Raw genomic sequence first — 25,100 nt, forward strand, 5'->3', positions numbered from 1 at the left:
CAGTGGGCGGCGGCGTGACCGTACCCGCGCTTGTCAACCTCCCGTTCGCGTGGGCACCTGCCGTGGTCACGGTGGTCAGTCTCGTTGTAGCGGCGTCGGTTTCGCTCGAGAGCGTCTTCAAGTATCGAGAGCAATGGAAGAATTACCGGTCGACCGAACAACTACTCGGCCACGAGAAGGTCTACTTCCGTACCCGAACAGGACCGTACGAGCACTTGGGCGACGCCAAGGCCTTTCGGACCCTTGTCGAACGAGTCGAAGGCGCAATCGCCGCCGAGAACTCGGCAACACTGAACGTTATGACGACCGCCCAACAGGCGAGTGAGCCAGCCTATCCTCGCGGTGTGGCGTCCAGCTGACCGCTTCCGGATCGATGCGCCCCGGGCATTTGCGTGACATATCATCGATGCCATACTCGAATGTATGTTCGATAATCGACATCGAGACGTCTGGCGGCCGTACTCCCCGCTCCTGCCGATCTACGTCGACATCGATCGTGTGCTTCCGCCCGATGGATCGCCGACCCGCGGGGTATCGGCGCGCGTGAAGAAGTACGGCCTGGTCTTGTCCGGTCGGATGGCGGCCAGGCAGCGGGCGTGGCATCGGCTCGTGGACGGGCGTTGGGTGGCCAGTATCGAAGTACCGGTCGAGACCAACGGGCAGTGGATCTATCTGGACTTCATCGCGTCGGCCGACGCGGTCGCGCCACGCGAGGGCGGCGATGCGATGCCGGAGCGACCGAGCAATCAGTGGGGGCAGCCGAAGCGATACTGACTATCGGCAGCGCCGGACTCACTCCAGGGCGGCCAGCGCGCGACCCAACTGATCGATCTCGAATTTGGTTGTGTACGGGGCCAACCCGACGGTTACGGCGCCACCTTCGTCGTTGACGCCGAGGGCGTCCAGCAACCGGCTCCCACCGTGGACGCCGCTCAAGGTGCCGATGCGAGCGTCGGCGAGTTTGGCGGCTACCTTTTCGGCTTGCATGCCCGCCATGGTGAAGCTGACGGTGGGGATGCGGGTGGAGGCGCGGCCGATGACGGTCAGATTGGAGATTTTGTCGAGCACGTCCATCAGGTGCTCGAAGAGTTGATCGTGGTAGTCCTGCAGCGAGGTGATAGAGATTTCGAGGCGCTCGCGGCGGGTGCCGCGGGCGCGCTCGTCCAGGCCCGCGAGAAAGTCGATGGAGGTGGTCAAGCCAGCGAGCAGGGCGTATTGGTGGCCGCCGACCTCGAGGCGTTCGGCGCCTTTTGCGTAGGGGTTCAACGACATCGACGGAATACGGTCCAGGAAGGCCGGATCGCGGAAGACCAGCGCGCCGATCTGCGGACCGCCCCAGGCGGGCGCGCTCAACGCGACCACATCGGCATTCAGTTCGTCGATATCAATGAGGGCATAGGGCGCGGCGCCAATGCAATCGGCGACGAGCAGACCACCTACCTCGTGCACCCGATCCGCCGCGATTCGCACCCCGGGCGCCGAGCCGACGATCGGCGATGCCGCGGTCAGCGCGACCAGCCGGGCGGTCGGGCCGATCAATTCCTCGAACTGCCACGACGGCATCTCACAGGTCTCGATCTCGACCTCGGCCCAGCGCACATGCGCGCCGTAGCGATTCGCGATCCGCAACCACGGCGCGACGTTCGCCTCGTCATCCAATCGCGACAGCACTATCCCGGTGCCGAGGCCGAGCCGCGAACTCAGCGACTCCGCCAGCCAGGCCAGCAAAACCGCACGGTCCGGTCCGAGCACGACGCCCGCCGGATCAGCGCCGACGAGATCCGCGACGGCCTCGCGCGCCGCGTCCAGAATCGCGGCACTGCGAACGGCGGCGCCATTGCGGCCGATATGGGAAAACGAAGAGGTCCGGAAACCTGTTGATACGGCACGAGATACCGAATCCGGGACCAGCATTCCGCCCTGCGGGTCGAGATGGATCCAGCCGTCGCCGAGGGACGGTATCAGGCCCCGAACCCTCGCGACGTCGTAAGTCATGTTGGCCACTCTAAGGGCAGCGGGCGAGGCTGGGTAACCGCGTTCCCCCTCACCGGCAGGCGGGGGTGCAGTGAACTGGGACTCAGCATGGCAACCGACTTTCAGCAAATCCGAACCACACGACCCGAACAGAATAGACGCCGCCTCCGCGCCTCGGCACCGACCCGGTGACCTGATCGAAGGGCGAGGCGACTTAGCGCGTTCGCGGCGGACGCGACATGATGGGGACCATGACGCAATCGGATGGAGCACCCGAATCCATTGTCGTGATCGGACCCGACGGCAGGCCGCTGGCCATTCCGGTCGAGTCCGGCTCGGACACGCCCTTCACCGCGCAGGTCGTTACCGACGGTAATGAGAAATCCGACAATGCGGACAATAAGGATGACGTCGAGGAATCGCTCGCCGATATGGTCGAGCAGCCCGCGAAGGTCATGCGCATCGGGACCATGATCAAACAATTGCTGGAGGAGGTCCGCGCGGCTCCGCTGGACGATGCCAGCCGGACCCGGCTGCGTGAGATCCACAAATCCTCGGTGCGTGAACTCGAACAGGGTCTGGCACCGGAATTGCGCGAGGAACTGGAGCGGCTCACGCTGCCGTTCACCGATGACGCCGTGCCATCGGATGCCGAACTTCGCATTGCTCAGGCCCAGCTCGTCGGCTGGTTGGAAGGCCTTTTCCACGGCATCCAGACGGCGCTGTTCGCCCAGCAGATGGCGGCGCGCGCGCAGCTGGAACAGATGCGGCAGGGTGCGCTGCCGCCCGGCATCCACGCGACCGACCCGCGCGGGGGCCAGTCGAACTCGCCGATCGGCGGCTCCGGACAATATCTCTGAGTCGATCCGAGTCGAGTGCCAGCCGGGTCGGCGGTGTCTGATTTGCGGCGATCGCGAGGCCCTGCGTGGTTACGCTTCGGTACCGCCTCCGGGCCCTGCCGCTCACGCCGCGGGAAATCGCGAGGGTAGTGTCGAGCACCGTGCCGTCCGCCGCCGCCCGCCCCGACTCGGTCTCCGATGTGAATACGGCGCGTCCCGATGAGAGCTCGGATCGTCCTGAAGAGGGTTCAGTGCGTTCAGATACCAGCCAAGCGCGTACCGACGAGAGTTCCGATGAGACCTCCGTGCCTACTGAAGAGAACACCGCGCCGGAGCATCCGGTGAGCTCCGACGCGGAAACGCCCGCGCCGGAGGAGGCCGTCGCCTCGGCGAGTGCGATCGTCTCGGACTCGCAGACCTTCGGGCGCGCGTTCAAGGATTTCCGCGGCGGCTTCGCGCAGCGCGAGCTCTGGCTGTCGCTCGGCTGGCAGGACATCAAACAGCGCTATCGGCGCTCGGTACTCGGCCCGTTCTGGATCACCATCGCGACGGGTGTGCAGGCCGCCGCGATCGGCATTCTGTACTCGGCGCTGCTCGGCCAGTCGATCAAGTCGTATCTGCCGTATGTGGCCGTCGGCATCATCGTCTGGAATGTGATCCAGGCCAGTATCCTCGAGGGCTCGGATGTCTTCATCGCCAATGAGGGGCTGATCAAACAGCTGCCGTCGGCGCTGAGCGTGCACGTCTATCGCCTGGTCTGGCGGCAGTTGCTGTTCTTCGCGCACAACATGCTGATTTATCTGGTGGTGCTGTTCGCGTTCGGCGTCTGGGAAAAACTGCACTGGACCGCCATTTTCGCGATCCCCGCGCTCGGGCTGTTGTTCCTCAACTCGATGTGGGTCTCGATCGTTTTCGGCATCTTCAGCACCCGCTACCGCGATATCGCGCCGATCCTCGGCAGCCTCACGCTGATGCTGTTCGTGCTGACGCCGGTCATGTGGAATACAAAAAGCCTGGAAGAACAGGGTGGTCAGGTGAGCGAGCGCGCGAAGCTGGCCGAAATCGTGCCGACCTTCCATTACCTGGAGATCGTGCGCGCACCGCTGCTCGGTGATGATCAGCACCTGTATCACTGGGTGATCGTCGGCTCCATCACGGTAGTCGGCTGGATCGTGGCGATCTTCGCCATGAAGCAGTACCGTTCGCGCGTGCCGTACTGGGTATAGGAGATCGGGCCCGATGACCGACCATGTGAGTATCGAAACCCGCCAGGCGTGGGTCGAGTTCCCGATCTTCGACGCCAAATCGCGGTCGCTGAAAAAGGCATTCCTCGGCAAGGCGGGCGGTGCGATCGGCCGCAATCAGTCCGACGTCGTGGTGGTCGAGGCGCTGCGCGACATCACCCTTTCGCTGAAAGAGGGCGACCGGGTCGGCCTGGTCGGACATAACGGCGCGGGCAAATCGACACTGCTGCGATTACTTTCGGGAATCTACGAACCCTCGCGCGGCAGCGCTCGCATCCGCGGCCGGGTGGCGCCGGTATTCGATCTCGGCGTCGGTATGGATCCGGAGATCTCCGGCTTCGAGAACATCATCATCCGTGGGCTTTTCCTCGGACAGACGCGCAAGCAGATGCTGTCGAAGATCGATGAGATCGCCGAATTCACCGAACTCGGCGAATATCTGTCGATGCCGCTGCGCACCTATTCCACCGGTATGCGGGTGCGCTTGGCGATGGGTGTGGTGACCTCCATCGATCCGGAGATCCTGCTGCTCGACGAGGGTATCGGCGCGGTGGACGCCGAATTCATGAAGAAGGCTCGGATCCGGTTGCAATCACTGGTGGCCCGCTCGGGCATCCTGGTGTTCGCCAGCCATTCCAACGAATTTCTCGCCCAGCTCTGTGATACCGCCATGTGGATCGACCACGGGCAGATCCGTTTGCGCGGCGGTATCGAAGAAGTGGTGCGTGCCTACGAGGGCCCGGACGCGGGTAATCACGTCGCCACCGTGCTGCGCGAAATGGAAGCGGAACGGAAAATGGGAACCGAGCGAGAATTGGAGCGGAATCAGGCATGAGTGAGCCGACCGGGCAGAACGCCCCGATCGACGCGGGGCGCGAGGGCCCGATCGACTCCGTGCCGGATTCCGATGCACCGACCTCGAGCGCCCCGGCGAACGACTCCGTGCCGCACGACGCAACGCCTCAGCCCGCAGCCGCGGCAGCGCGCGCTACGAACGCCCCGGGGCCGCAGCCTGCGGACGACCCCGCAGCACAGGCCTCGGACGACTCGGCGTCGCAGCATGCAGACACAACCCCGCTGCCCGCAGACGGCGCAACACCGCAATCCACGCCTCAGCCAGCGGACGACGACCAGGCAACGCAGCTCCTAGACGAGCTTGACGACGACTCCGACGAACCCTCACCCGCACAGATCGAAGCCGCCCGCACCCCGGCGGGCACCGGCCCCGACGCCAAAATCGTCGCCGTAGTCGTCACCCACAAGCGCCGCGAATTACTCGCCGAATCGCTGAAAGTGCTTGTCTCCCAGACCCGCCCGGTGGACCACCTGATCGTGGTCGACAACGCCAATGAACCCGAGGTCGCGGAGCTGGTCGCCCAGCAGCCGGTCGAGGCCACCTACCTCGGTTCGGCGCACAATCTCGGCGGCGCGGGCGGTTTCGCGCTAGGCATGCTGCACGCGCTGACCCTCGGCGCGGACTGGGTGTGGCTGGCCGACGACGACGGCCGCCCCGACGGCTCGGAAGTCCTTGCCACGCTGCTCGATTGCGCGGGCCGACACGGTCTGGTCGAGGTATCTCCGGTGGTCTGCGATATCGACGAACCGGACCGGCTCGCCTTCCCGCTGCGCCGCGGTGTGGTCTGGCGGCGGCTACGTTCCGAGCTAGGCGATGAAGACTTCCTGCCCGGCATCGCCTCGCTCTTCAACGGCGCGCTGATCTCCGCCAAGGCGGTCGATCTGATCGGTGTTCCGGACCTGCGGCTATTCGTACGCGGCGACGAGGTCGAGGTGCACCGCAGGCTGGTTCGCTCGGGTCTGCCCTTCGGCACCTGTCTACAGACGGCCTACCTGCATCCCAACGGCGCCGCCGAATTCAAGCCGATCCTCGGCGGCCGCATGCACACCCAGTATCCGGACGACCCGGTCAAGCGCTACTTCACCTACCGCAACCGCGGCTACCTGATGTCCCAGCCCGGTATGCGCAAACTGCTACCCCAGGAATGGATCCGGTTCTCCTGGTTCTTCCTCGTCACCCGCCGCGATCCGGCCGGTCTGCGCGAATGGTTCCACCTGCGCAGCCTGGGTCGCAACGAGCAGTTCGGCAAGCCGACCCCGGATCAGAAGCCCACCGACGAAAAATAGATTGCGCGGGTCTGCGCGCCATGCCAAAGTTGGCGAGCAACGTCGAGACGAGAGTGAGGAGGTGGAGATCGTGACAAGGACCGTTCGGATTGTCGTGCCCGGAACAGCCGCGCAAACGCACGCTGTCGCACGAATTTCCGCCTCAGATACCTCTCGCTGAGTCCGGTTCGGGCTCGGCGCCCGACGAAGGATTCCTTCCATCATGGTCGACCACGACCTCCTCGTCCCTTACGGCTGGACCGAAGCCGTTGCCAATGAATACAACTCGCTCATCGACGATGGGTGCGTCCCCGCGCGGGTGATCCGCATGGATCGCAGCGAATGCGATGTCGCGACACCGACCGGACTCACGCGCGCCCGTTGCCAGCGTTCGAATCGGCCTGAGCGGGGGCCGTCCGTTGTTACGCAAGCTGCCTCCTCCCGGCCTGACCCGCTCAGGCGGGGTTCGGCTTCCGAGATCAGCGGCCTGTGCACCGGCGACTGGGTGAGCATCGATGCCGAACTGAATGTGCGACAGCTACTGCCGCGCCGCGGCGCGATCATGCGCTCGGCCGCGGACCGGCGCGCACAGGGCCAGGTGCTCGCCGCGAATGTCGATACCGTGCTGATCTGCAGCGCGGCCGACGGCGATATCGACCTCGGGCGGATCGAGCGCATGCTCGCACTGGCCTGGGAGAGCAGCGCACAACCGATCGTAGTGCTCACCAAAGCGGATGCGGCGCTGGATATTCCGCTCGACAAGGTGCAGGCCGTCGCGCCCGGTGCGGTCGCCCTCGCGGTCAGTGCGGATACCGGATCCGGACTCGATGTGCTCACCGCGATGCTCGACGGCACCGTCGCGCTGATCGGTCCGTCCGGCGTCGGGAAATCGACGCTCGCCAATGCCCTGCTCGGCCAGGAAGTCTTCGCCACCAACGCCGTTCGCGCGGTGGACAAGAAGGGCAGGCACACCACGGTGCATCGGGAGCTGCGGCCGCTGCCCGGCGGCGGCACGCTGATCGATACGCCCGGACTGCGCGGCATCGGACTATGGGATGCCGCGGAAGGCATCGAGAAAACCTTCAGCGATATCGAATCCATCGCGGCGCACTGCCGATTCGACGACTGCGCGCACAACGGCGAACCCGGCTGTGCCGTACAGGAAGCCATCGACAGCGGCGCGCTCACCCAGCGGCGCTTCGACAGCTACCGCAAACTCGAACGGGAAAACGCCTGGATGGCAGCGCGATCGGATAAGCGGCTGCAGGCCGAACGCGCCAAGGTGTGGCGCGATATCCGCAAGCAGCAGCGGCAGTTCTACCAGGAGAGAAGCTCGAAACGCTGATTCCGCGGAATCACGGTAGGGTCGGCACGCACAAATCGCTAAACGGGAGGGTTCCGATGAGTTACCCCGGCGGGTATCCGCCACAGGGCCAGCCCGGGCAATGGCCCGGACAGCCCACATATGGTCAGCCGGCGCCGCAGGGCGCGCCGAATCCCTACGGTGCGCCACCGCAATACGCGCCGCCCGCGGGGCAGCCACCGATCAGCCAACCGCAGGTGCCGCAACCGCCGTACGGCAGTCAGCCGCATATTCCGCAGCCGCAGTACGGCCAGCCCGTGCCGCCGCAGCCGTACGGCCAGCCTGCTCAGCCCTATGGGCAGCAGCCGTACGGCCAGGCGCCCTACGGACAGCCGGTTCCGCAGCAGGCACCGGCCCCGCCGGGCATCACCGTCGAGGCATCCTATGAGTGGTTCGCCTTCCTGTTGGCGATCACCAAGCCGAAGATCCTGATCAACGGTCAGCGGGTGCCGAATACGCGGTGGGGTCAGAACCATATTCCGGTCGGCCCGGGGCAGTACCACGTGAAGGTGACCACGCCCTGGCTGTTCGATATGGGCCCGGCGAATGCGACGGCCGCCATTCAGGAAGGTCAGGGCGCACGGTTCTACTACAAGCCGCCCGCGGTCATCTTCCTCGGCGGTGCGATCGGCCCGGTTCCGCAGAAGACGCCAGGCGCCATCTTCATCTACATCAGCTGGGGCATCGTGGCATTGATGATCCTGTTGAACATCGTGTTGATCGCAGGCGCATCCAGCATCTGACAGGTCGAAAGGGCGTCGGGGCCTCCGGCGCCCTTTCTTCTATCCGCCTATGCAACTGGTTGCATAGGGGACTGAGTTACCCTTGACGTGCACAACACCCGTCGGCGACTGCTCGCCGGTCGCTCGAACGGGTCGGCACGGCCGCGGGCGCACCCACCCGCGGCCTGGACGACAGGAGCAGGTCATGACGGAACCGGGATCGAAGCCGCTCGCGGGCGCGACGATGATCATGTCGGGCGGCAGCCGTGGCATAGGTCTGGAGATCGCCAAGCGAGCCGCCGCCGACGGCGCGAATATCACCCTGATCGCGAAGACCGACCAGCCGCATCCGAAGCTGCCGGGGACCATCCATACCGCGGCCGCGGAACTCGAGGCGGCGGGCGGAACCGTACTGCCGTTCGTCGGCGATGTGCGCATCGATGAGTCGGTCGCCGAGGCCGTGCGCCAGACCGTAGCGCGGTTCGGCGGCATAGACATCGTCGTCAACAATGCCTCGGCGATCGACCTGTCCCCCACCGACGCCATCTCCATGAAGAAGTACGACCTGATGCAGGACATCAACTGCCGCGGCAGCTTCCTGCTCTCCAAGCTCAGCATTCCCGCGCTGCGCGAATCGGCCGCGGCGGGCCGCAACCCGCACATCCTGACCTTGTCCCCGCCGCTCAACCTGGACCCGAAGTGGGCGGGCATGGCGCTCGGCTACACCATCGCCAAGTACGGAATGTCGCTCACCACACTGGGTTTGGCCGAGGAACTCGAGGGCGACGGCATCGCCGTCAACTCACTGTGGCCGCGCACCACCATCGCCACGGCCGCGGTCAAGAATCTGCTCGGCGGCGAGGAAATGATCGCCACCTCCCGCACCCCCGACATCTACGCCGACGCCGCCTACCTGGTCCTCACCTCACCGTCGAAGGAGACCAGCGGCAACTTCTTCCTCGATGACGAAGTACTCGCCGCACACGGCATCACCGACCTGGACAAGTACCGCGTCGTCCCCGGCGACGCCGAACTGACCACCGACCTGTTCCTCTGACGCCGACCCCGAAGGTGGTCCACCCCGGCCACCTTCGGGCCGTCAGCCCGGTACCGTCGCTGTCGTGACCGGTAAACCGACCTTGGCCGCGCTCTTCGAACCAGAGCCCGAAGGGTGGGGGCTGCGCGGCGATCCCTACGTCTGGCAAGAAATGCGGAGTCGGCTCGCAGATCTCGACCCGCCGTCGACTGCCACCGAGTTGATCGCACTGCTGCACGACAGCTTCGAGCAAGTCGTCGGGTTGGGTCTCGGTGCGAAAAACGCACCCGCCAGCGTGCATCGACCGGAGTTCGCGCACGGCGGCATGTCGAGCGGGATGGTCAGTCTCGATGCCTGGCGGCAAGCGTTGATGCCGCTACTCGAAGGGCGCGCCAGGCACCTGATCTCGGGCGCTCCCGGTACCGCCACGATCATCCTTCGCCGGGGCGATATCACTGAACAGCGGGTCGACGCGATCGTCAACGCGGCCAACTCTTCTCTACTCGGTGGTGGCGGCGTCGATGGCGCAATCCATCGCGCTGGTGGACCGGCGATTCTCGACGCCTGCCGCGATCTGCGCGCATCGCGCTACGGCAAGGGCCTGCCCACCGGCGAGGCGGTCGCCACTACCGGGGGCGACCTGTGGGCCCGATGGGTGATCCACACCGTCGGACCCGTATGGTGCGCGACCGAAGACCGCTCCGCCCTTCTCGCCTCGTGCTACCGCGAATCCCTCCGGGTAGCAGACGAATTGGGTGCGCGAACAGTCGCCTTTCCTGCCATCTCGACCGGCATCTACGGCTGGCCGATGGACGATGGCGCCCGCATCGCTACCGAAACCGTGCGCCACACGAAAACATCCGCACAAGAAGCCCGCTTCGTGCTCTTCGACGATGGCGCGTACGCCGCATTCGAAGCCGCATTGCGCTGAGCGCGGTCGTCACGCGCACAATTTGGCGCGCCGCGCATGGATCGCCCGATCATTTCGTGCTGGCGGGCAAACCGTGCGCGGCGGCACCGGCTCAGTTCGGCTCGATGCCGTAGAGGCGCTCCCAGTTCTCCCGGCTGGTCAGCTCCGGCATCGCCGCGCGGTACTGCCGGGTGAGGTCGGGCAGTTCGCGGCGCAGGCGGCGCAGGACGCGGATGGTGCGGATGAGCAGGGCGCGAGCGCGCGCCTTGTCGCGCTGCCGGACCCGGACACCGGACTGCGAGGCGTCGGTGACCACGACGTGGTCGAACAGCGAAACGTGCCACCAGTGCGCGTCCTCGCGGGTGACGCCGACCAGCCCGTGCTGGGTGCGCCCGGTCCACTGGGCGATGGCCCGCTTGATCAGCACCGCGGTGACCCGACTCGGTTCGCCACCGGCCCGACGCAAATTGATATCGGCCGAGCGCACCGGCGGAGTCGCGGCGGGATGCTTGATGGTCTCGGCGTAATCGCCGCGACTGGTGCGAGCGGCGGCCAGCGCGGCGATTCCACCGTCGCGCAGAACCTTCGGCCCCTGCAGGAAGTCCTCGATGCCCTGCAAAGTGGTGTGCACCAGGCCGTACTGCATGGCGACCAGATGTTCGGCCAGACTCCGGAACAGCTGGCGGGTAATGGCTTTGCCGTCGAGATCGGTGTGCAGTGAACCGACGATCAACGAGTTGCGCGTGCTGAAGTAGCGCGCCCAGTCGTCGTAGTCCTTCCAGTAGAAGTCCGCGTGCCATACCGCGGCGTTCGGCAGCGTCACCGTGACGAACCCGTGCTCGCGGGCCCGGATGCCGTATTCGACATCGTCCCACTGGAAGAAGATCGGCACCGGCAGCCCGATCTCGGCGACCACCTCGGCCGGGATGAGGCAGGTCCACCAGGCGTTGTAGCCGGCGTCGACGCGGCGCTCCTGGTTCTTCTTCAGCATGCTGGTGTTGCGCAATGCCTTCGGAACCTTCTGGCCGTGCTTGAGTTCGTGCAAATGCACTTCCTCGGCGCCGACATTCAGATAATCCGGGTTGAGCAGGAACAACATCTGCGCACCGACCAGGGTCGGTGCCACGGTCATATTGGCGAAGGCGTTGAGCCGCAACACCGTTTCCGGTTCGCAGAGGATGTCGTCGTCCATCAGGATGACGTCGGCGTGCTCGTTGACCGCGGACACCTCGTAGAGGCCACGGGTAAAACCGCCCGCACCACCGAGATTCGGCTGCCGGATATAGCGCAGCTTGTCACCGAAAATCGGCAGCGTCTCCTGGAAGCGCGCCTGGTTCTCCACCAGATCGGTGCCCTGATCCACCACGTAGACCGCGTCGATGGCCTCCAGAATCGGGGCGTCGGAGGCCAGCGCGGCCACCGTCTCGGCGCAGTCCGCGGCCCGGTTGAAGGTGCAGATCGCGATGGCGACCGGGCGCATGTGGTCGGGTGCGGTGGCGGACCAGGTCTGCGCGGAAATGCCGAGTTCGCCGCCGATGGCATCGAATTCGAGCCACAGCGCGCCACCGTCGACGTACTGGTCCAGCGGTGCGGTCAGGGTCAGCGGGCCACTGGTGGTGATCTCGGCGGTCTCGATGATCCGGCGGTGCCCGGCTATATCGGAGGCGACCACTCGGACGCGGGCCTTCTCGGTCACATCGAGCACCATGCTCGCCCACACCTCGGTGACCGTGGTCCAGCGCTGCCAGTAGCTGGCCGCGAAGCGCCCGAAGTAGGTGTTGGTATGCGCGGACGCGCCCTTGTCCAGTCTCAGCTCCAGGCGTTCCCGATGTGCGCGACCCTTGACGACGGCGTACAGCTCGTCGCTCACCTTCGCCGACGGACCGGTGAAGATGCCGCGCTGCAGCACCAGCCGGTCGGGCGCCTGGTGGTCGACGCGCAGCGAGGCGGGCGCGGTCGAAGGTTGGTCATTTGTCTCGGTAACGGCCTGGGTAGCCGACTGATCCATGAAGTCCTCGAAATCGTTTTGGTGCCGACGGGACAGACACGCCCCTGGATGCCTTCGCGGCGGGTGCGAGGATATCAATCAGGCTCGGCGACTGCCTGTCCAGGAACCGGGGCGGTCCTGCTATTTATGGTTGCTTGTCATTAGCCGAACTGTCCGAAGAACCGACGAATACAAATTTGTCGTAGGCCCAGTAGCGGAATACCACCGCGACGATCTGGCCGATGAGCGTGCCGGAGATGTTGTCCGACAGCGGTGAAGACAGGTCGAGCACATAGCGGGAGAACCCAAGACAACCTAGTTGCAGGCCGATAGCGACAACATTGAATATGGCATACAAGAGGTACTCGCGCCCGGGATTATCGGATTTCTTGTGCCCGAAGGTCCACCACTTGTTGCCGAAGTAGGTCACCACTGTGGCCACCGCGATCGCGATGATCTTGGCGGGCAGCGGCGCGTGGTACAGCACGCCCTCGCCGCCCCAGAACACCAGCAGGTTGTAGGTGCCCGCGTCCACGAGGAAACCGATCGCGCCGACCACCAGGAAAGCGCCGCCGCGCCGAAGTGCGGCGATCACCTTCGCGGTCAGCGGCTCGTCAACGGGCGTCGATTGCGGTGAGCCGGACCGTTCGGAGAATGACACGGGCTGCTCTGGGTAAGACACCCGGCGACGGTACCCCAGTAGGCTCGGTGAACCGAGTGAGCACCAATAGGTACCGCCCTGTACCCTCCCGGTGTTCCCCATTCACCGCCGACATCGAGGATTGACCGGGTGGACTCCACCGAGCTCCGAATTGCCGCAGTGGTGCCATGCCACAACGAGGAGGCTTCGGTCGCCAAGGTCGTCGCCGACCTGCAGGCCGCCGTGCCGGGAATCGTCGTCTACGTCTACGACAACCGCAGCACCGACGCGACCGCCGAGCGGGCCCGCGCCGCCGGTGCGATCGTGCGCCACGAACACACCAAGGGCAAGGGCAATGTGGTGCGCCGCGCCTTCGCCGATATCGAGGCCGACATCTATCTGATGATCGACGGCGACGACACCTACGAGGCGTCGGCCGCGCCGCTGATGATCAAGACACTGCTAGACGGTCCGTACGACCATGTGCTCGGCGTCCGCAAACAGGACCAGGGCGCGTCGGCCTACCGCTCCGGCCACGAGACCGGCAACAAGGTGCTCAACGGCGTGGTCGGAAAGGTGTTCGGCGAGAACGTCGACGATATGCTCAGCGGCTTCCGGGTGTTCTCGCGCCGATTTGTGAAGAGCTTCCCGGCCGTCTCGCGCGAATTCGAGATCGAGACCGAGCTGACCGTGCATTCCCTGCATCTGCGGGTGCCGCAGACCGCGGTTCCGGTCGGCTTCCGCGATCGGCCCGCGGGCAGTGAGAGCAAGCTGCGCACCTACCACGACGGATTCAAGATCCTCGCGCTGATCATCGGCCTGGCCAGACATGAGCGGCCGGTCGCGTTCTACGGGCTGTTCGGCACGCTGAGCTGGCTGGTCTCGATCATCCTGACCATTCCGATCGTGGTCGAGTTCTACAACACCCATGAGGTGCCCCGGTTCCCGACGCTGTTCCTGGGATTCACCTTGCTGCTGCTCGGCAGCCTGGCCTGGACGGCGGGGCTGATCCTGGACGGCATCCGGCGCTCCCGGCACGAGGCCGCCCGGCTGGTCTACCTGCGCTACTCGGCCGTCGGCGCGGACGACGCGCATGGTGGTGACGTAAACACCGGTGGAGCCGAGCGTTGACGACCTCGGCGGATCGAACCGCAACCGCTGCGAATCCGGAACCCGAGACCACGGACAACGCTGCAGCGACAACCGAATCCGCTGCCGCCGAACCTGATTCGAGCAGATCGAATCCGGTACGTGATTTCGGACGCCGGATCGTGGCCCGCTTCGGCGCCGCGACGGTCGCTTTCACCATCGTCGTCACGGTCTTCGGCGCACTGTTCGCCTGGATCACCCCGCCGTTCTGGGGCCACGACGAAATCACCCAGTTCGGTCGCGCCTACCAGGTCGCGCACGGCGGCTTCCTGCCGCAGCGGATCCACGACGATCGCGGCATCTCCTATGGCGGCGATGTGCCGATCAGCATCACCCAGCTGATGGGCTACGCGCTGCACGACTACAGCACCAATCCGGAAGAGCCGGATCAGATGGTGGCCGATCCCGGCAGTTACGCCCGGATGGAGGGCGCCGCGGTTTCCAAGGCCGAGGAGCCGGTCTGGTTCACCAATACCGCCGCCTACTCGCCGGTGCCGTATATCCCTGCGGCCATCGGCATTCGGGTCGCCGAGCTGTTCGGACTGAATGTCGGCGCGATGATGCTGCTGACCCGGCTCGCGGGCCTGGCCACCTACCTCGCGCTGGTCGGATTCGGGCTGTGGGCACTGCGCGCGCACCGGGTGCAGTGGCTGGCGTTCACCGTCGCCGTGCTGCCGATCGCGGTCTTCCAGGCGGGCACTGTCACCGCCGACACCATGACCAACGCACTGGCCATCCTGGTTTCGGCGTTGCTGGTCAAGGCGCTGTTCCTGGGTGACGGTCTCGGTCGCACCGAGACGGCCGCGCTACTGGGCGCGACCCTACTGCTGCCGGTCAGCAAGCCGACCTACGTGCTGCTCGCCATGCTCGTGGTGCTGGTGCCGACGAACCGGTTCGCCCTCGGCGGTGCGGCCGGTTGGAAGCGTTTCATCCCATGGGGTTTCGCGGGACTGGGCGCGCTGGCTTTCGCGGTCTGGATGAAGATCGCGGGACCGACTACCGACGGTATGGGCCTGATGCGCCCACAGCACCAGTGGAATTCGGTGCGGCCGAGCGATCAGCTGCACGGGATCCTCACCGACCCGGTGAATTTCGTGAATACCTTCGGCGAGAGCATCGCCCTGCGCGATCAGCGGTGGTTCATCCAGTTCTTCGGTGAACTCGGCTTCGCCTACATCGATGTCCCCGCATTGTCGATACTGGCCTGCGTGCTCGCCTTCGCGGTCAGCATCGGTATCGCGGATCGAATGAATACCGCGACGGCCACCTTCCGGCGCACACTGATCGTCGCGCTGACGCTGCTCGCGAGCGTCGCGATGATCTACGTGACGCTGTACATGTCGTTCACGCCGGTCGGCTACTACATCATCGACGGCGTCCAGGGCCGGTACTTCGTGCCGCTGGCGATCGTCGCACTGGTGGTGCTGCTGCGCTGGATGCCGTTGCGGCTCACCGACGTTCGCGGCCAGACCCCGGCCAAGGGTCCGGCCGTCGCCGTCATCGCGGCCACACTGGTAGCGCTGATCGCCGCGCTGTGGAAGTACTATTCGATCGTCTGGGGCTGACTCAGGCGTTGATGGTCGTTTCGCCCGCCTCGGCGTAGGCGCGCTCGGTCGTGGCTTTGGCTGGGCGCCACCAGGATTCGTTGTCCCGATACCACCGGATGGTCGCGGCGAGCCCGGCGGCGAAGTCGGAATAGCGTGGCGTCCAACCGAGTTCGGTGCGCAGCAGCGTCGCATCGATGGCGTAGCGCTGATCGTGACCCGCCCGGTCGGTGACATGATCGAAATCGTCGGGATCGCGGTCGAAGGCCCGCAGGATCATCCGCACCACAGACTTGTTGTCGAGTTCACCGTCCGCGCCGATCAGATAGGTCTGCCCGATTCGCCCGCGCTCCAGGATGTCCCACACCGCGCGGTTGTGGTCGTCGACGTGGATCCAGTCGCGCACCTGATGGCCCGCACCGTAGAGCCGCGGCCGCACGCCGTCGATGAGGTTGGTGATCTGGCGCGGGATGAACTTCTCCACGTGCTGATACGGCCCGTAGTTGTTACTGCAGTTGGAGATCGTCGCGTGGACGCCGAACGAGCGGGTCCAGGCGCGCACCAGCAGATCGCTCGAGGCCTTGGTGGCCGAGTAGGGGCTGGACGGGTTGTAAGGGGTGTCCTCGTCGAATGCGGGTCCGTCCGGTGTGAGATCGCCGTAGACCTCGTCGGTGGAGACATGGTGGTAGCGCACGTCGTGGCGGCGTACCGCCTGCAGCAGCGAGTAGGTACCGACGATATTGGTCTGCACAAAGGGCCAGGGTTCGGCGAGGGAGTTGTCGTTGTGCGATTCGGCGGCGAAGTGGACAACGGCGTCGACACCGCTGACGAGCTCGTCGACCAGATCCAGATCGGCGATGTCACCGTGCACGAAGTCGATGCGGTCGGCCACCGGCTCGAGCGAGGCCCGGTTTCCCGCGTAGGTCAAAGCGTCAAGGACGGTTACGGTGGCGTCGGGACGCTCTGCCACGGTCTGTTGGACGAAATTCGCACCGATGAACCCGGCCCCGCCGGTTACGAGCAGTCGCACCCCATGACCTTACGTCGCCCGCGCGACCCGCTGCCGCCGGATCCGTCCGGTCGTATTCACCCGCGCGACCAGGGTTTCAATCTGTGACGTTAGTCACTCTGGTCGAGCGTAAAGAAAGACGCGTGGTTCAGTTCTTTGTGAAAAGGCATGGTCAACGCGCACATTTCAAAGAACCCACCAAGCCTCGAGTCGCGATGGTGAACAAAATTTGAATTAACGGTCACAACGGGTTCACCACTCGTTAGCTGGTCTAGATTTCGATCGTCTAGTCCCCTCCGAACGCTTCACATCGAGGTCCAAAACAAAATGCTGATGAGGAAATTCGCCGCGACTTCGGCTCTGCTGATCGCCGCCATGGGCGTCACCGCGGGCACTGTCAACGCGGCACCGGCGGAATCCGCCGACGCCCCGATCAACTTCACCGCGAACGCCACCGACACCCAGTCGATCATCTCGATCGACTCCGGCTCGCTGGTCGTCGAGGACAACGCCCTCAAGATCAAGGCCGCCAACGGCACCACCGTCGCGGGCACCCCGCTGACCTTCCGCGTCGACGACTTCGAGTTCCCGATCGCCGCGGACATCGCCGACCACACCGCCACCCTCACCCCGCAGCTCGACATGGCGAAGGCCACCTACAAGCCGGTCGCGCTGCCCTACGAGGACCAGGCCCCGTTCAAGAGCCAGTACGACCGTGAGCTGGCCGCCTTCAACCGCATGAAGGACACCATCGCCATGGGCGCCACCATCGGCACCCTGGTCGGCGGCCTCGGCGGCGGCGCACTCGGCTGTGTCCTCGGCGGTATCGCCGGTGCCACGGTCGCCTCGGCCACCATCATCGGTCTGTTCGGCCCGTTCATCCCGGCCGCGGCCGTCGGCTGCGTCGCCGGCATCCTCGCCGTCGGTGCGCTGGGCACCCTGCTCGGTCAGATCTTCATCACGGCTCCGGTCGCGATCGGTGCGGCGATCCAGTACTTCGCCACCACCAGCGCGCCGTTCAACGCGCCGGCGCCGGCTAAGTAAGTCGCACAACGGCTCCACACAACTGAAAACGAGCCCAGGAAACCCCGCCCGCGCATCGCTCGGGCGGGGTTTCCGCTGCTGATAGCCGCTCGACCGAAATGGCCGGGCGGCATTTGCGCGCTTGATAGGGCTGTGATCTACCCGAAGCCGAGGTAATTCCAAACATCCGGCAAGTGAACAAAAGGTAAATCACACTGAACTGAATAGCGTCGCCGTGCCCGCCGCAGGGAATTCTCCGGATAACCGAGGGGAATTCGAATCTCGGCTTCCAACAAAGAACCCCGCCCCGGACCGCCGCCGAAAGGCGAGGTCCGGATGCGGGGTTCGCGACTCGTCCGGCCGATCCAGGTCAAGCCGTCCGAGCCTGTTGGGGCTGCTCGAGGCGGGCACGCACGAACCGGGAGACCCGGGCCAATGCCATCCTGCTCTCGGGCAGATTCGGGGCTATCGCCATGAAGGCATGCACCTGACCGCGCCAGATCTCCAGCGCATTCGGGACACCGGCCGCGGTCAGCCTGCGGGCCATGAGCTCGCAGTCGTAGCGCAGCATCTCGTCTTCGGCGGTGATCAGCAGCACCGGCGGCAGACTCGCCAAGGCGCCGTTGACCGGCGACGCCAGCGGATCCAGCACCCCGTCCACCTCGGCGCCGATCCGCACCACCGCCTCCAGCGCGGACAGCGGCAGATAGGGATCGCGCGCGACATTCATATAGTCGCGCTTGGCGGCGTAGTCCAGATCGAGCAGCGGGCTGAGCCCGATCAGCCCACCCGGCGACGGCAGCCCGGATTCGATCGCGCGCAATGCGGTGGCGAAGGCGAGGAAGCCGCCCGCCGAATCGCCCGCGAACATGATCCTGGCCGGGTCCGCGCCGTGCCGCAGCAGCCAGCGGTAGGCGGTCACGCAGTCCTCGATCGCGGCGGAGACACTGTTCCCGGGCAGCTGGCGATAGTCGACATTGACGACCGGCAGTCCGGTGCGCCGGGCCAGGCTGGCCGCGATCGGGCGATGAGTACCGAGACCACAGACGGCGAAGCCGCCACCGTGCATATACAGCACCGCGCCGTGTCGCAGCGCGCGCGAGCCGCCCGAGGGACGCAGGATCTCCATCCGAAAACCGTTCAGCGTCACCTGTTCTCGATCGACTCCGCGCGGCTGCGGCCGCAGTCGCGCCAGACCGTCGATCGCGAGAGCACCGATCGGGATGGTCGTGCGGCTGACCGGAAACATGCGCAGCACCGGCCGCACCGCACCGAGGCAGGTCGCCAGCAGCAATCGGGCCGATGCGCTCGGACCGTCCGGGTTCATCAACAGACCCGGATCACCTGCGTCGAATTCACTCCCGCTGATCGCTACCATCGCGCACCTACCTCACACTGGCGCGCCGAACCCGACCGAACGGTTCTCAGGCGAGAGTCGACGCTGACATCTCACACGCTGATGTTTCACATCACCATAGCGTGATCTACGCTAGATATATCGCCCGCCGCGCCGGATCTCCAAACGTTCGTGATCAATTCGTAGGCGAGTCGGAACCTCGCCGAAGCCGGGCTGGATGCGCCTGGCAGACTCGATGACCATGCGCGGAATCATCTTGGCCGGTGGCACCGGATCCCGGTTGCACCCGATCACGCGCGGGGTGAGCAAACAGCTGGTCCCGGTCTACGACAAGCCGATGGTCTACTACCCGCTGTCCACGCTCATGCTGGCGGGCATCAGGGACATCCTGGTGATCACCACCCCGGAGGACGCCGACGCGTTCGCCCGCCTACTCGGCGACGGCTCGCAGTTCGGCATCTCGATCACCTATGTGGTGCAACCGGAGCCGGACGGACTCGCCAAGGCGTTCGTCCTCGGCGCCGACCACATCGGCGGCGAGAGCGCCGCATTGGTCCTCGGCGACAATATCTTCCACGGACCAGGCCTTGGCACCAGCCTCGAGCGCTTCGCCGCGATCGACGGCGGCGCGGTCTTCGCGTACTGGGTCTCGGATCCGACCGCCTACGGCGTCGTCGAATTCACCGAGGGCCGAGCGGTTTCGATCGAGGAGAAGCCCAAGGTGCCGCGGTCCAACTACGCCATCCCCGGGCTGTATTTCTACGACAACGATGTCGTGGAGATCGCGCGCGGCCTGCGGCCCTCGGCACGCGGCGAATACGAGATCACCGATATCAATCGCGCCTATCTGGAACAGGATCGGCTGCGCGTCGACGTCCTCGCCCGCGGCACCGCCTGGTTGGATACCGGCACCTTCGACTCGCTACTGGACGCCGCCAACTACGTGCGCACCATCGAGCAGCGGCAGGGCCTGAAAATCGCCGTGCCCGAAGAGGTCGCGTGGCGGCAGGGCTTCATCGACGACGAACAGCTGTGCGCGCTGGCCGAACCGCTGGTTCGCTCCGGCTACGGGACGTATCTGCTCGATCTGCTCGAGCGCGGACGGGATTGGTGAACGATGGAGTTCCGTGAACTCGCCGTGCCGGGGGCATGGGTGATCACCCCGCGCCAATTCGGTGACGAGCGCGGCATGTTCTGCGAATCGTTCAAGGCCTCGGAATTCGAGAAGGTGACCGGTCGGCCGTTCGATCTGCGCCAGGTCAACTGCTCGGTCTCGGCGGCCGGGGTGCTGCGCGGCATCCACTACACCGAGGATCCGCCGGGTCAGGCCAAGTATGTGACCTGCGTGCGCGGCGCGTTCCTCGATGTCGTCGTCGATCTGCGACCCGGGTCGCCCACCTACGGACGCTGGGACAGCGTGGTGCTCGACGATGTCGATCGGCGCTCGATGTTCCTGTCCGAGGGTCTCGGCCATGCGATCCTGTCGCTGGCGGATCACTCCACCGTCACCTATCTCTGTTCGATCGAGTACACGCCCGAATTCGACAGGGATATGGATGCCTTCGATCCGCGGCTGGGCATCGAATGGCCGAAGGTCGGTCTGGACGGTCGCCCGCTGACGTATATCCGATCCCCGAAAGACGCTGCCGCTCCGCCCTTCTCGTGAAACGCCGAACGTCACCGCCCCCGATGAGGAGGGAGCGGTGACGTTCGGCTCACCGTCGGCGGAGGGGATTCAGCCGACGAGCTCCAATTCCGGCTCCTGCGCCCGCGTCTTGGCACGCTTGGGCAGGTACGCGGTCAGGGCGATGAGCGCGCCGACAATGGCGACGGCCGCCGCGAACTGCAGTCCGGGCCGGAAGTTGTCGAGCATCGCGGACGGAGTGCTCGCGCCGTGGTCACCCGAAGAGATGATCGCGGTGTTCACCGCGAGCACGATGGCCGCGCCGACCTGCATGGAAGTCTGCAGCACACCGGCCGCCAGGCCCTGCTCATCGTCATCGATGCCGTTGGTCGCCTGGATATTGATGGCGGGGAAGCCGACCCAGCCGATGCCGATCAGCAGCACCGCGGGCAGGATCATCGTCAGATACGACGGGGTGGTGTCCAGCCGCAGGAACAGCAGGTAGCCGACGGCCATCACGACCATGGTGATCGCGATGATCGGCCCGGTGCCGAACCGGTCGACGAGCTTATCGGAGAAGAACGCCGACGCGACGACCAGCAGACCGACCGGCAGCAGCGCCATGGCCAGCTTCAGCGGCGACCAGCCCAGTGAATCCTGCATGTACAGGGTCACGATGAACTGCCAGCTGAAATACGAACCCGCCACCGCGATGATCGCCAGGCTGGCCCGGACCAGCGTCACCTTGCGCAGAATGCCGAGCCGCACCAGCGGGTACTTCACCTTCTTCTCCACCGCGACGAATCCGGCGAACAGCACCGCGGCGCCGACGAACGAACCGATGGTGCGCGCCGAACCCCAGCCCACCTCGGGCGCGGAGACGACGGTGTAGACCAGCAGCAGCATGCCCGCGGTGGACAGCAGCGCACCGAGGATGTCGTGCCCACCCTCCTCGGCGGCCTCGTCCTTGGGGACCAGCACCCAGGCCGCGGCCAGTGCGGCGAGCGCGATCGGGACCGGAAGCAGGAAGGTCCAGCGCCAGCCGATGCCGGTCATCAGACCGCCGAACAGCAGACCCATCGAGTAACCGCCCGCACCGAACACGGTGTAGATGGACAGCGCCTTATTGCGGGCCGGGCCCTCGGCGAAGTTGGTGGTGATGATGGACAGACCGGTCGGGGCGGTGAACGCCGCGGCCAGGCCCTTGACGAAGCGGGTCAGGATCAGCAGCGGGCCGGAGGTGACCAGACCGCCCGCCAGCGAAGCCAGTGCGAAGACGGCGAGCGCGATCAGGAAGACCTTGCGCCGCCCGAGCAGATCGGCGGTCCGGCCGCCGAGCAGCAGCAGGCCGCCGTAACCCAGCACATAGCCGCTGACCAGCCACTGCAGGGTGGAAGTCGACAGATCCAGTTCGGCGCCGATGGACGGCAGCGCCACACCGATCATCGAGACGTCGAGACCATCGAGGAACAACACAATGCAGAGGGTGATCAGCATGCCCCAGAGACGGGTGGACCATCTGATCGGATCGGTCGCCGTCGCGGCCGAAAGGGTTGCTGCGGAAGTCATGGGCGGAACATTACATGCGTCGACATTAAATGCCAACACATTTAATGCGCTTGCATCAGCCTGTGCGGAGCACTAGGATAGGGCCATGTCGAAGCCGTCGACAACACAATTAGCGGGGCGCGATGTGGCGCCCACCGGGTTGGTCGCCGAGTGGCGTGAGCTGCTCGATCGGCACGCCGCCGTGAGCTGTGCGCTCGAGAAGGAGCTGCAGGGCAAGCACGATATCGGCCTCAGCGAATTCGAGACGCTGGATCGGCTGGTCGACGCCGCCTGCGGCGACTATCGAATGAGCGATCTGGCCAACGACATCTACCTGAGCCAGAGCGCCCTCTCCCGCGCAGTGGCGCGGCTGGAGCGCGACGGGCTGGTTTCGCGCAGCATGTGCGCCGAGGATCGGCGCGCCATCTTCGTCTGCCTCACCGAGAAGGGTCGCGAGGTCTACGAGTCGGCGCTGCCGACCCATCGCGACGTGCTCGAGCGGACCTGGGGCAGTCGCCAGAAGTGCTGAGCCGCTGGTGCCGCGTCCGAATTGCTGATGCGCTTTCTGCCTCCGGCGGCTCGCCGAGCGTAGTGATATGGCGGTCGATTTCACCGTGCGCGACCACCATTCGACTACCTTCGACGGAACCAGCGATACGGCAAAAGCTAGCTGGACACGGCGCTAGATGCTCTCGCGCGCTTCCTCGATACCGCTGCGCGCATCGACCGCCGCTCCCTTGATGTTCGTGAAAGCCGTTCGGTAGCGCTCGATTTCGTGATCCTTGTCCAGGTACACCGGGCCGGTGAAGGCCTCGACATAGACCACCGGCGGCTCCCGCAGCTCCACCTGCGCGGTATCGGCGAATTCGAGTAGGACGAACGGGCCAGAATCCATGCCGTCGTGATAGCCGGAATCCGAGGGCACCAACTGGATTCGCACATTCGGCAGGTCGCACATGCGCCGCAGGTGTGCGAGCTGTTCGACGGTCACCTCGGCACCACCGACCCGCCGCCACAGCACTGATTCGCTGATCACCACATCCAGATGCAGCGGCGAATCCTTGCGGGTGAGCAACGCCTGCCGGGCCATGCGCAGCTGCACCCGACGTTCGATTGCGGTCTCCGACGCCTCCGGACGCGCGGACTTCAGCAGCGCGCGGGTGTATGCCTCGGTCTGCAGCAGTCCGGGGATCAGCTCGTTCTCATAGGTGGCCAGGGCTCGCGCGGCCTCCTCGAGGCCGATGTACACCTCGAAACCCTCGGCGATCACATCGCTGTAGCCGGTCCACCAACCCCTGGCCTTGGTCTCCTTGGCCAGTGCGGTCAGCGGTTCGACGAGATCGGTTGGCGCACCGTAGATCTTGCACATGGCCTCGACGTCCAGGCTGCGCAATGAGGTCTGCCCGGTTTCGATCCGCCAGATCTTGGCCTCGGACCATTCGAGCTGCTGGGCCGCCATCCGGGTGGTCATCCTGGCCCGATTGCGCAGATCACGCAGATGTCGGCCGAGCTGCCTGCGCGGCATGGTCGATCCGGTTGTGCCCTGCGGTAAAGCCATGCTTCCCCCTCGCGATATCCGAACAGCATTGTTTCACAGTAAATCCGACACAGGTCACGATCGGTGTCGCACGCAGGCCAAGGGCGCAACAGCGACGAACAGGTTCCCGCAGGCGCTGATCCGGCAATTCAGCCCGGTTCTACTTGCGTGCGCCGCGCTTGCGGAAGCGCCAGAACTGCACGGCGCGAACGTCTTCGGAGAGCTGGTTGACCGGCTCGGCGACATCGGAAAGCGCCTGGAACAGATCGTCGGCGAGATCGGCGATGTGCTCGACCTTGGTGGCCAGCTTGGACGCGTTCTCCAGGAATTCGAGCAGCAGGCGTACCACGGCCGCGATGGTCAGGCCGAGCGGTATCGCGATCAAGGCGGCCAGCACGCCGAGCACCGCGGAGACCTGCCACATCAGCACCGTCAGTGCGATCGGGATGCCGATCGCGAAGGCCAAGCCGAGCATGTAGGCCAGCGGCAGCAGCGTCCTGGTCGCGGGGCGGTGGAATTGCACGTCGAGCAGTCCGCGGGCCGCATCGGCGGTCCAGGCCCGCGGACTTTCGAAGGGTTCGGCGGGTTCGGGCTCCGCGGTGCGCGAGAAGCGCTTGGACGCGGTCTCTTTCCAAGTGATCCAGCGTGATTCGGTTTCGAACTCTGCCGAATCCGCCGCCCCGTCACGATTGGATCCATCTCGCCCGCCCGTCATCCGACCACCACCCCCCATCGAATCGCTACGCGATGCTCACCCATATGGCGATCCTTCCCTCAATCCAACGCCGGGCCAATAGGAGTGGATTCACATCGACAGGTACCGCCGCATGGGACGGCGGCGCAGCCCATTAAAAGAGGTATCTCGGTGATAGCCGATCACTACCGGGTGAGACGAACCCGACAGTCACCAAGATCTTTTGTACAACCCGTAACGCCCACCCCACCCCGCCCCGATACCACCCACGTATGCAGGACCCAGATCTATCGGGGAATGGAGAAAGACAGTGCGCACCACGTTTCCGACTTCCGCATCGGCGGCAGAGATGACTGCCGCGGCGCAGGACTACATCCAGCGCGGGTGGACGATCGCTGAAACGACCAACGGAATCTGCCTGATCACGGATGAGGATCTGTCGGGTATCGAGATCAGCGGTGAGCTGGCCGGTGAGGTTCGCCGCTTCCTGCGCGCGAACAACCTGACCGGTCCGGTTATCGAGATTCCCGGCGCCGAGCGTCGCGAGATCCACTTGGTCACCGGCCTGCGCAAGGCCGCGATGGCGCTGGAGGCACTGCGCGAGGCGGGCGCCACCGTCTACACCGACGGCGACGGCATCCCGCTGCCCCCCACCCAGCTCACCACCGGCGAGGCTTGCTGGGGCGTGACTCCCGGCGAGGCCCGCTGGATCCCACCGGTAGTCGCGATCGGCGCGGCGGTTCGCTCGGCGCTCTCGCGCCGCACGACCGTCAGCACCG

The 25,100-nt window shown here is 65.5% G+C and carries 25 protein-coding genes; 17 read left to right on the forward strand and 8 right to left on the reverse strand.

All coding sequences use genetic code 11. From position 1 onward, the window contains the following. Together NP3_RS09420 and NP3_RS09425 are read left to right on the forward strand one after the other, a co-directional pair. Positions 1-359 (forward strand): DUF4231 domain-containing protein (locus tag NP3_RS09420; RefSeq protein WP_157124222.1); only part of this gene is annotated, 359 nt, incomplete at its 5' end. A gap of 64 nt (positions 360-423) precedes the next feature. Then, complete coding sequence (locus NP3_RS09425; RefSeq protein WP_063039774.1) at positions 424-774, forward strand: hypothetical protein; 351 nt, start codon at positions 424-426, stop codon at positions 772-774. Between the two features lie 18 nt (positions 775-792). On the opposite strand, the gene NP3_RS09430 is transcribed toward NP3_RS09425, so the two are convergent. Further along, complete coding sequence (locus NP3_RS09430) at positions 793-1,995, reverse strand: cysteine desulfurase-like protein (protein ID WP_063039776.1); 1,203 nt, start codon at positions 1,993-1,995, stop codon at positions 793-795. 230 nt (positions 1,996-2,225) lie between these two features. Between NP3_RS09430 and NP3_RS09435 the strand changes: the two genes are divergently transcribed. The 8 genes from NP3_RS09435 to NP3_RS09470 all read left to right on the forward strand — a co-directional run bounded on the left by NP3_RS09435 (position 2,226) and on the right by NP3_RS09470 (position 10,230). Next, positions 2,226-2,834 carry a bacterial proteasome activator family protein gene (locus tag NP3_RS09435; RefSeq protein WP_157124223.1) on the forward strand — a complete coding sequence of 203 codons (609 nt, stop codon included), beginning with the start codon at positions 2,226-2,228 and terminating at the stop codon, positions 2,832-2,834. A 320-nt stretch (positions 2,835-3,154) separates the two neighbouring features. Continuing rightward, a complete protein-coding gene (gene wzm / locus NP3_RS09440) occupies positions 3,155-4,039 on the forward strand; it encodes a galactan export ABC transporter permease subunit Wzm/RfbD (RefSeq protein ID WP_084508371.1) in 885 nt (294 codons plus the stop codon). A gap of 13 nt (positions 4,040-4,052) precedes the next feature. Continuing rightward, complete coding sequence (gene wzt / locus NP3_RS09445; RefSeq protein ID WP_063039778.1) at positions 4,053-4,892, forward strand: galactan export ABC transporter ATP-binding subunit Wzt/RfbE; 840 nt, start codon at positions 4,053-4,055, stop codon at positions 4,890-4,892. Positions 4,893-5,248: 356 nt separating this feature from the next. Further along, complete coding sequence (glfT1, locus tag NP3_RS09450; protein ID WP_063039806.1) at positions 5,249-6,199, forward strand: galactofuranosyltransferase GlfT1; 951 nt, start codon at positions 5,249-5,251, stop codon at positions 6,197-6,199. Positions 6,200-6,401: 202 nt separating this feature from the next. Next, a complete protein-coding gene (gene rsgA / locus NP3_RS09455) occupies positions 6,402-7,523 on the forward strand; it encodes a ribosome small subunit-dependent GTPase A (protein ID WP_063039780.1) in 1,122 nt (373 codons plus the stop codon). A 56-nt stretch (positions 7,524-7,579) separates the two neighbouring features. Continuing rightward, positions 7,580-8,284, forward strand: a complete 705-nt coding sequence (locus NP3_RS49625) for a hypothetical protein (protein ID WP_063824725.1) — start codon at positions 7,580-7,582, stop codon at positions 8,282-8,284. A 184-nt stretch (positions 8,285-8,468) separates the two neighbouring features. Next, complete coding sequence (locus NP3_RS09465) at positions 8,469-9,320, forward strand: SDR family oxidoreductase (protein ID WP_063039782.1); 852 nt, start codon at positions 8,469-8,471, stop codon at positions 9,318-9,320. Positions 9,321-9,669: 349 nt separating this feature from the next. Next, entirely contained in the window at positions 9,670-10,230 is a 561-nt protein-coding gene (locus NP3_RS09470) for an O-acetyl-ADP-ribose deacetylase (RefSeq protein ID WP_063039807.1), read from the forward strand. 91 nt (positions 10,231-10,321) lie between these two features. On the opposite strand, the gene NP3_RS09475 is transcribed toward NP3_RS09470, so the two are convergent. Further along, the gene (locus tag NP3_RS09475) at positions 10,322-12,217 is read right to left on the reverse strand and encodes a glycosyltransferase (RefSeq protein ID WP_063039784.1); all 1,896 of its coding nucleotides are present in this window, start codon (positions 12,215-12,217) and stop codon (positions 10,322-10,324) included. Between the two features lie 124 nt (positions 12,218-12,341). After that, complete coding sequence (locus tag NP3_RS09480) at positions 12,342-12,878, reverse strand: GtrA family protein (RefSeq protein ID WP_245720867.1); 537 nt, start codon at positions 12,876-12,878, stop codon at positions 12,342-12,344. A 108-nt stretch (positions 12,879-12,986) separates the two neighbouring features. Between NP3_RS09480 and NP3_RS09485 the strand changes: the two genes are divergently transcribed. Then, positions 12,987-13,967: a glycosyltransferase gene (locus NP3_RS09485; RefSeq protein WP_063039787.1), complete on the forward strand. Its 981-nt coding sequence runs from the start codon at positions 12,987-12,989 to the stop codon at positions 13,965-13,967. Beyond that, positions 13,964-15,550, forward strand: a complete 1,587-nt coding sequence (locus tag NP3_RS09490; RefSeq protein WP_063039789.1) for a DUF2142 domain-containing protein — start codon at positions 13,964-13,966, stop codon at positions 15,548-15,550. The genes NP3_RS09485 and NP3_RS09490 overlap by 4 nt, the downstream gene beginning before the upstream one ends. Before the next feature lies 1 nt (position 15,551). Here the strand turns inward: NP3_RS09490 and rfbB are convergent, their stop codons facing one another. Next, positions 15,552-16,559, reverse strand: coding sequence for a dTDP-glucose 4,6-dehydratase (gene rfbB / locus NP3_RS09495; RefSeq protein ID WP_063039791.1), 1,008 nt, complete (start codon positions 16,557-16,559; stop codon positions 15,552-15,554). Between the two features lie 306 nt (positions 16,560-16,865). Between rfbB and NP3_RS09500 the strand changes: the two genes are divergently transcribed. Beyond that, on the forward strand, positions 16,866-17,582 hold the full coding sequence (locus NP3_RS09500; protein ID WP_063039793.1) for a DUF8020 domain-containing protein: 717 nt from the start codon (positions 16,866-16,868) through the stop codon (positions 17,580-17,582). A gap of 349 nt (positions 17,583-17,931) precedes the next feature. On the opposite strand, the gene NP3_RS09505 is transcribed toward NP3_RS09500, so the two are convergent. Beyond that, positions 17,932-18,939: an alpha/beta hydrolase gene (locus NP3_RS09505; protein ID WP_084508370.1), complete on the reverse strand. Its 1,008-nt coding sequence runs from the start codon at positions 18,937-18,939 to the stop codon at positions 17,932-17,934. Between the two features lie 220 nt (positions 18,940-19,159). Between NP3_RS09505 and rfbA the strand changes: the two genes are divergently transcribed. Both rfbA and NP3_RS09515 read left to right on the forward strand, forming a co-directional pair. Beyond that, on the forward strand, positions 19,160-20,032 hold the full coding sequence (gene rfbA / locus NP3_RS09510) for a glucose-1-phosphate thymidylyltransferase RfbA (protein ID WP_063039813.1): 873 nt from the start codon (positions 19,160-19,162) through the stop codon (positions 20,030-20,032). Positions 20,033-20,035: 3 nt separating this feature from the next. Further along, entirely contained in the window at positions 20,036-20,584 is a 549-nt protein-coding gene (locus NP3_RS09515) for a dTDP-4-dehydrorhamnose 3,5-epimerase family protein (protein WP_063039795.1), read from the forward strand. A 69-nt stretch (positions 20,585-20,653) separates the two neighbouring features. On the opposite strand, the gene NP3_RS09520 is transcribed toward NP3_RS09515, so the two are convergent. Further along, a complete protein-coding gene (locus tag NP3_RS09520) occupies positions 20,654-22,111 on the reverse strand; it encodes an MFS transporter (protein WP_063039797.1) in 1,458 nt (485 codons plus the stop codon). An 85-nt stretch (positions 22,112-22,196) separates the two neighbouring features. Between NP3_RS09520 and NP3_RS09525 the strand changes: the two genes are divergently transcribed. After that, positions 22,197-22,619: a MarR family winged helix-turn-helix transcriptional regulator gene (locus NP3_RS09525; RefSeq protein ID WP_063039799.1), complete on the forward strand. Its 423-nt coding sequence runs from the start codon at positions 22,197-22,199 to the stop codon at positions 22,617-22,619. A gap of 153 nt (positions 22,620-22,772) precedes the next feature. On the opposite strand, the gene NP3_RS09530 is transcribed toward NP3_RS09525, so the two are convergent. Together NP3_RS09530 and NP3_RS09535 are read right to left on the reverse strand one after the other, a co-directional pair. Then, the gene (locus NP3_RS09530) at positions 22,773-23,648 is read right to left on the reverse strand and encodes a helix-turn-helix domain-containing protein (RefSeq protein ID WP_063039801.1); all 876 of its coding nucleotides are present in this window, start codon (positions 23,646-23,648) and stop codon (positions 22,773-22,775) included. A 139-nt stretch (positions 23,649-23,787) separates the two neighbouring features. Continuing rightward, complete coding sequence (locus NP3_RS09535) at positions 23,788-24,342, reverse strand: DUF4282 domain-containing protein (protein ID WP_063039803.1); 555 nt, start codon at positions 24,340-24,342, stop codon at positions 23,788-23,790. Positions 24,343-24,631: 289 nt separating this feature from the next. Here NP3_RS09535 and NP3_RS09540 point away from each other — a divergent pair. Continuing rightward, a partial coding sequence (locus NP3_RS09540; RefSeq protein WP_063039815.1) for a hypothetical protein occupies positions 24,632-25,100 on the forward strand: 469 nt, incomplete at its 3' end.

Origin of the sequence: Nocardia pseudovaccinii NBRC 100343 (genome assembly GCF_001613225.1) — a bacterium.
GTDB lineage: Bacteria > Actinomycetota > Actinomycetes > Mycobacteriales > Mycobacteriaceae > Nocardia > Nocardia pseudovaccinii.

Bases quoted from the DNA above. Each gene is read 5' to 3' on its own strand.
- NP3_RS09425 (WP_063039774.1), top strand. From the start codon at position 424: ATGTTCGATAATCGACATCGAGACGTCTGGCGGCCGTACTCCCCGCTC.
- NP3_RS09430 (WP_063039776.1), bottom strand. From the start codon at position 1,995: ATGACTTACGACGTCGCGAGGGTTCGGGGCCTGATACCGTCCCTCGGC.
- NP3_RS09435 (WP_157124223.1), top strand. From the start codon at position 2,226: ATGACGCAATCGGATGGAGCACCCGAATCCATTGTCGTGATCGGACCC.
- wzt (WP_063039778.1), top strand. From the start codon at position 4,053: ATGACCGACCATGTGAGTATCGAAACCCGCCAGGCGTGGGTCGAGTTC.
- rsgA (WP_063039780.1), top strand. From the start codon at position 6,402: ATGGTCGACCACGACCTCCTCGTCCCTTACGGCTGGACCGAAGCCGTT.
- NP3_RS49625 (WP_063824725.1), top strand. From the start codon at position 7,580: ATGAGTTACCCCGGCGGGTATCCGCCACAGGGCCAGCCCGGGCAATGG.
- NP3_RS09465 (WP_063039782.1), top strand. From the start codon at position 8,469: ATGACGGAACCGGGATCGAAGCCGCTCGCGGGCGCGACGATGATCATG.
- NP3_RS09470 (WP_063039807.1), top strand. From the start codon at position 9,670: ATGCCGCTACTCGAAGGGCGCGCCAGGCACCTGATCTCGGGCGCTCCC.
- NP3_RS09475 (WP_063039784.1), bottom strand. From the start codon at position 12,217: ATGGATCAGTCGGCTACCCAGGCCGTTACCGAGACAAATGACCAACCT.
- NP3_RS09500 (WP_063039793.1), top strand. From the start codon at position 16,866: ATGCTGATGAGGAAATTCGCCGCGACTTCGGCTCTGCTGATCGCCGCC.
- NP3_RS09505 (WP_084508370.1), bottom strand. From the start codon at position 18,939: ATGGTAGCGATCAGCGGGAGTGAATTCGACGCAGGTGATCCGGGTCTG.
- rfbA (WP_063039813.1), top strand. From the start codon at position 19,160: ATGCGCGGAATCATCTTGGCCGGTGGCACCGGATCCCGGTTGCACCCG.
- NP3_RS09515 (WP_063039795.1), top strand. From the start codon at position 20,036: ATGGAGTTCCGTGAACTCGCCGTGCCGGGGGCATGGGTGATCACCCCG.
- NP3_RS09520 (WP_063039797.1), bottom strand. From the start codon at position 22,111: ATGACTTCCGCAGCAACCCTTTCGGCCGCGACGGCGACCGATCCGATC.
- NP3_RS09525 (WP_063039799.1), top strand. From the start codon at position 22,197: ATGTCGAAGCCGTCGACAACACAATTAGCGGGGCGCGATGTGGCGCCC.
- NP3_RS09530 (WP_063039801.1), bottom strand. From the start codon at position 23,648: ATGGCTTTACCGCAGGGCACAACCGGATCGACCATGCCGCGCAGGCAG.
- NP3_RS09535 (WP_063039803.1), bottom strand. From the start codon at position 24,342: ATGACGGGCGGGCGAGATGGATCCAATCGTGACGGGGCGGCGGATTCG.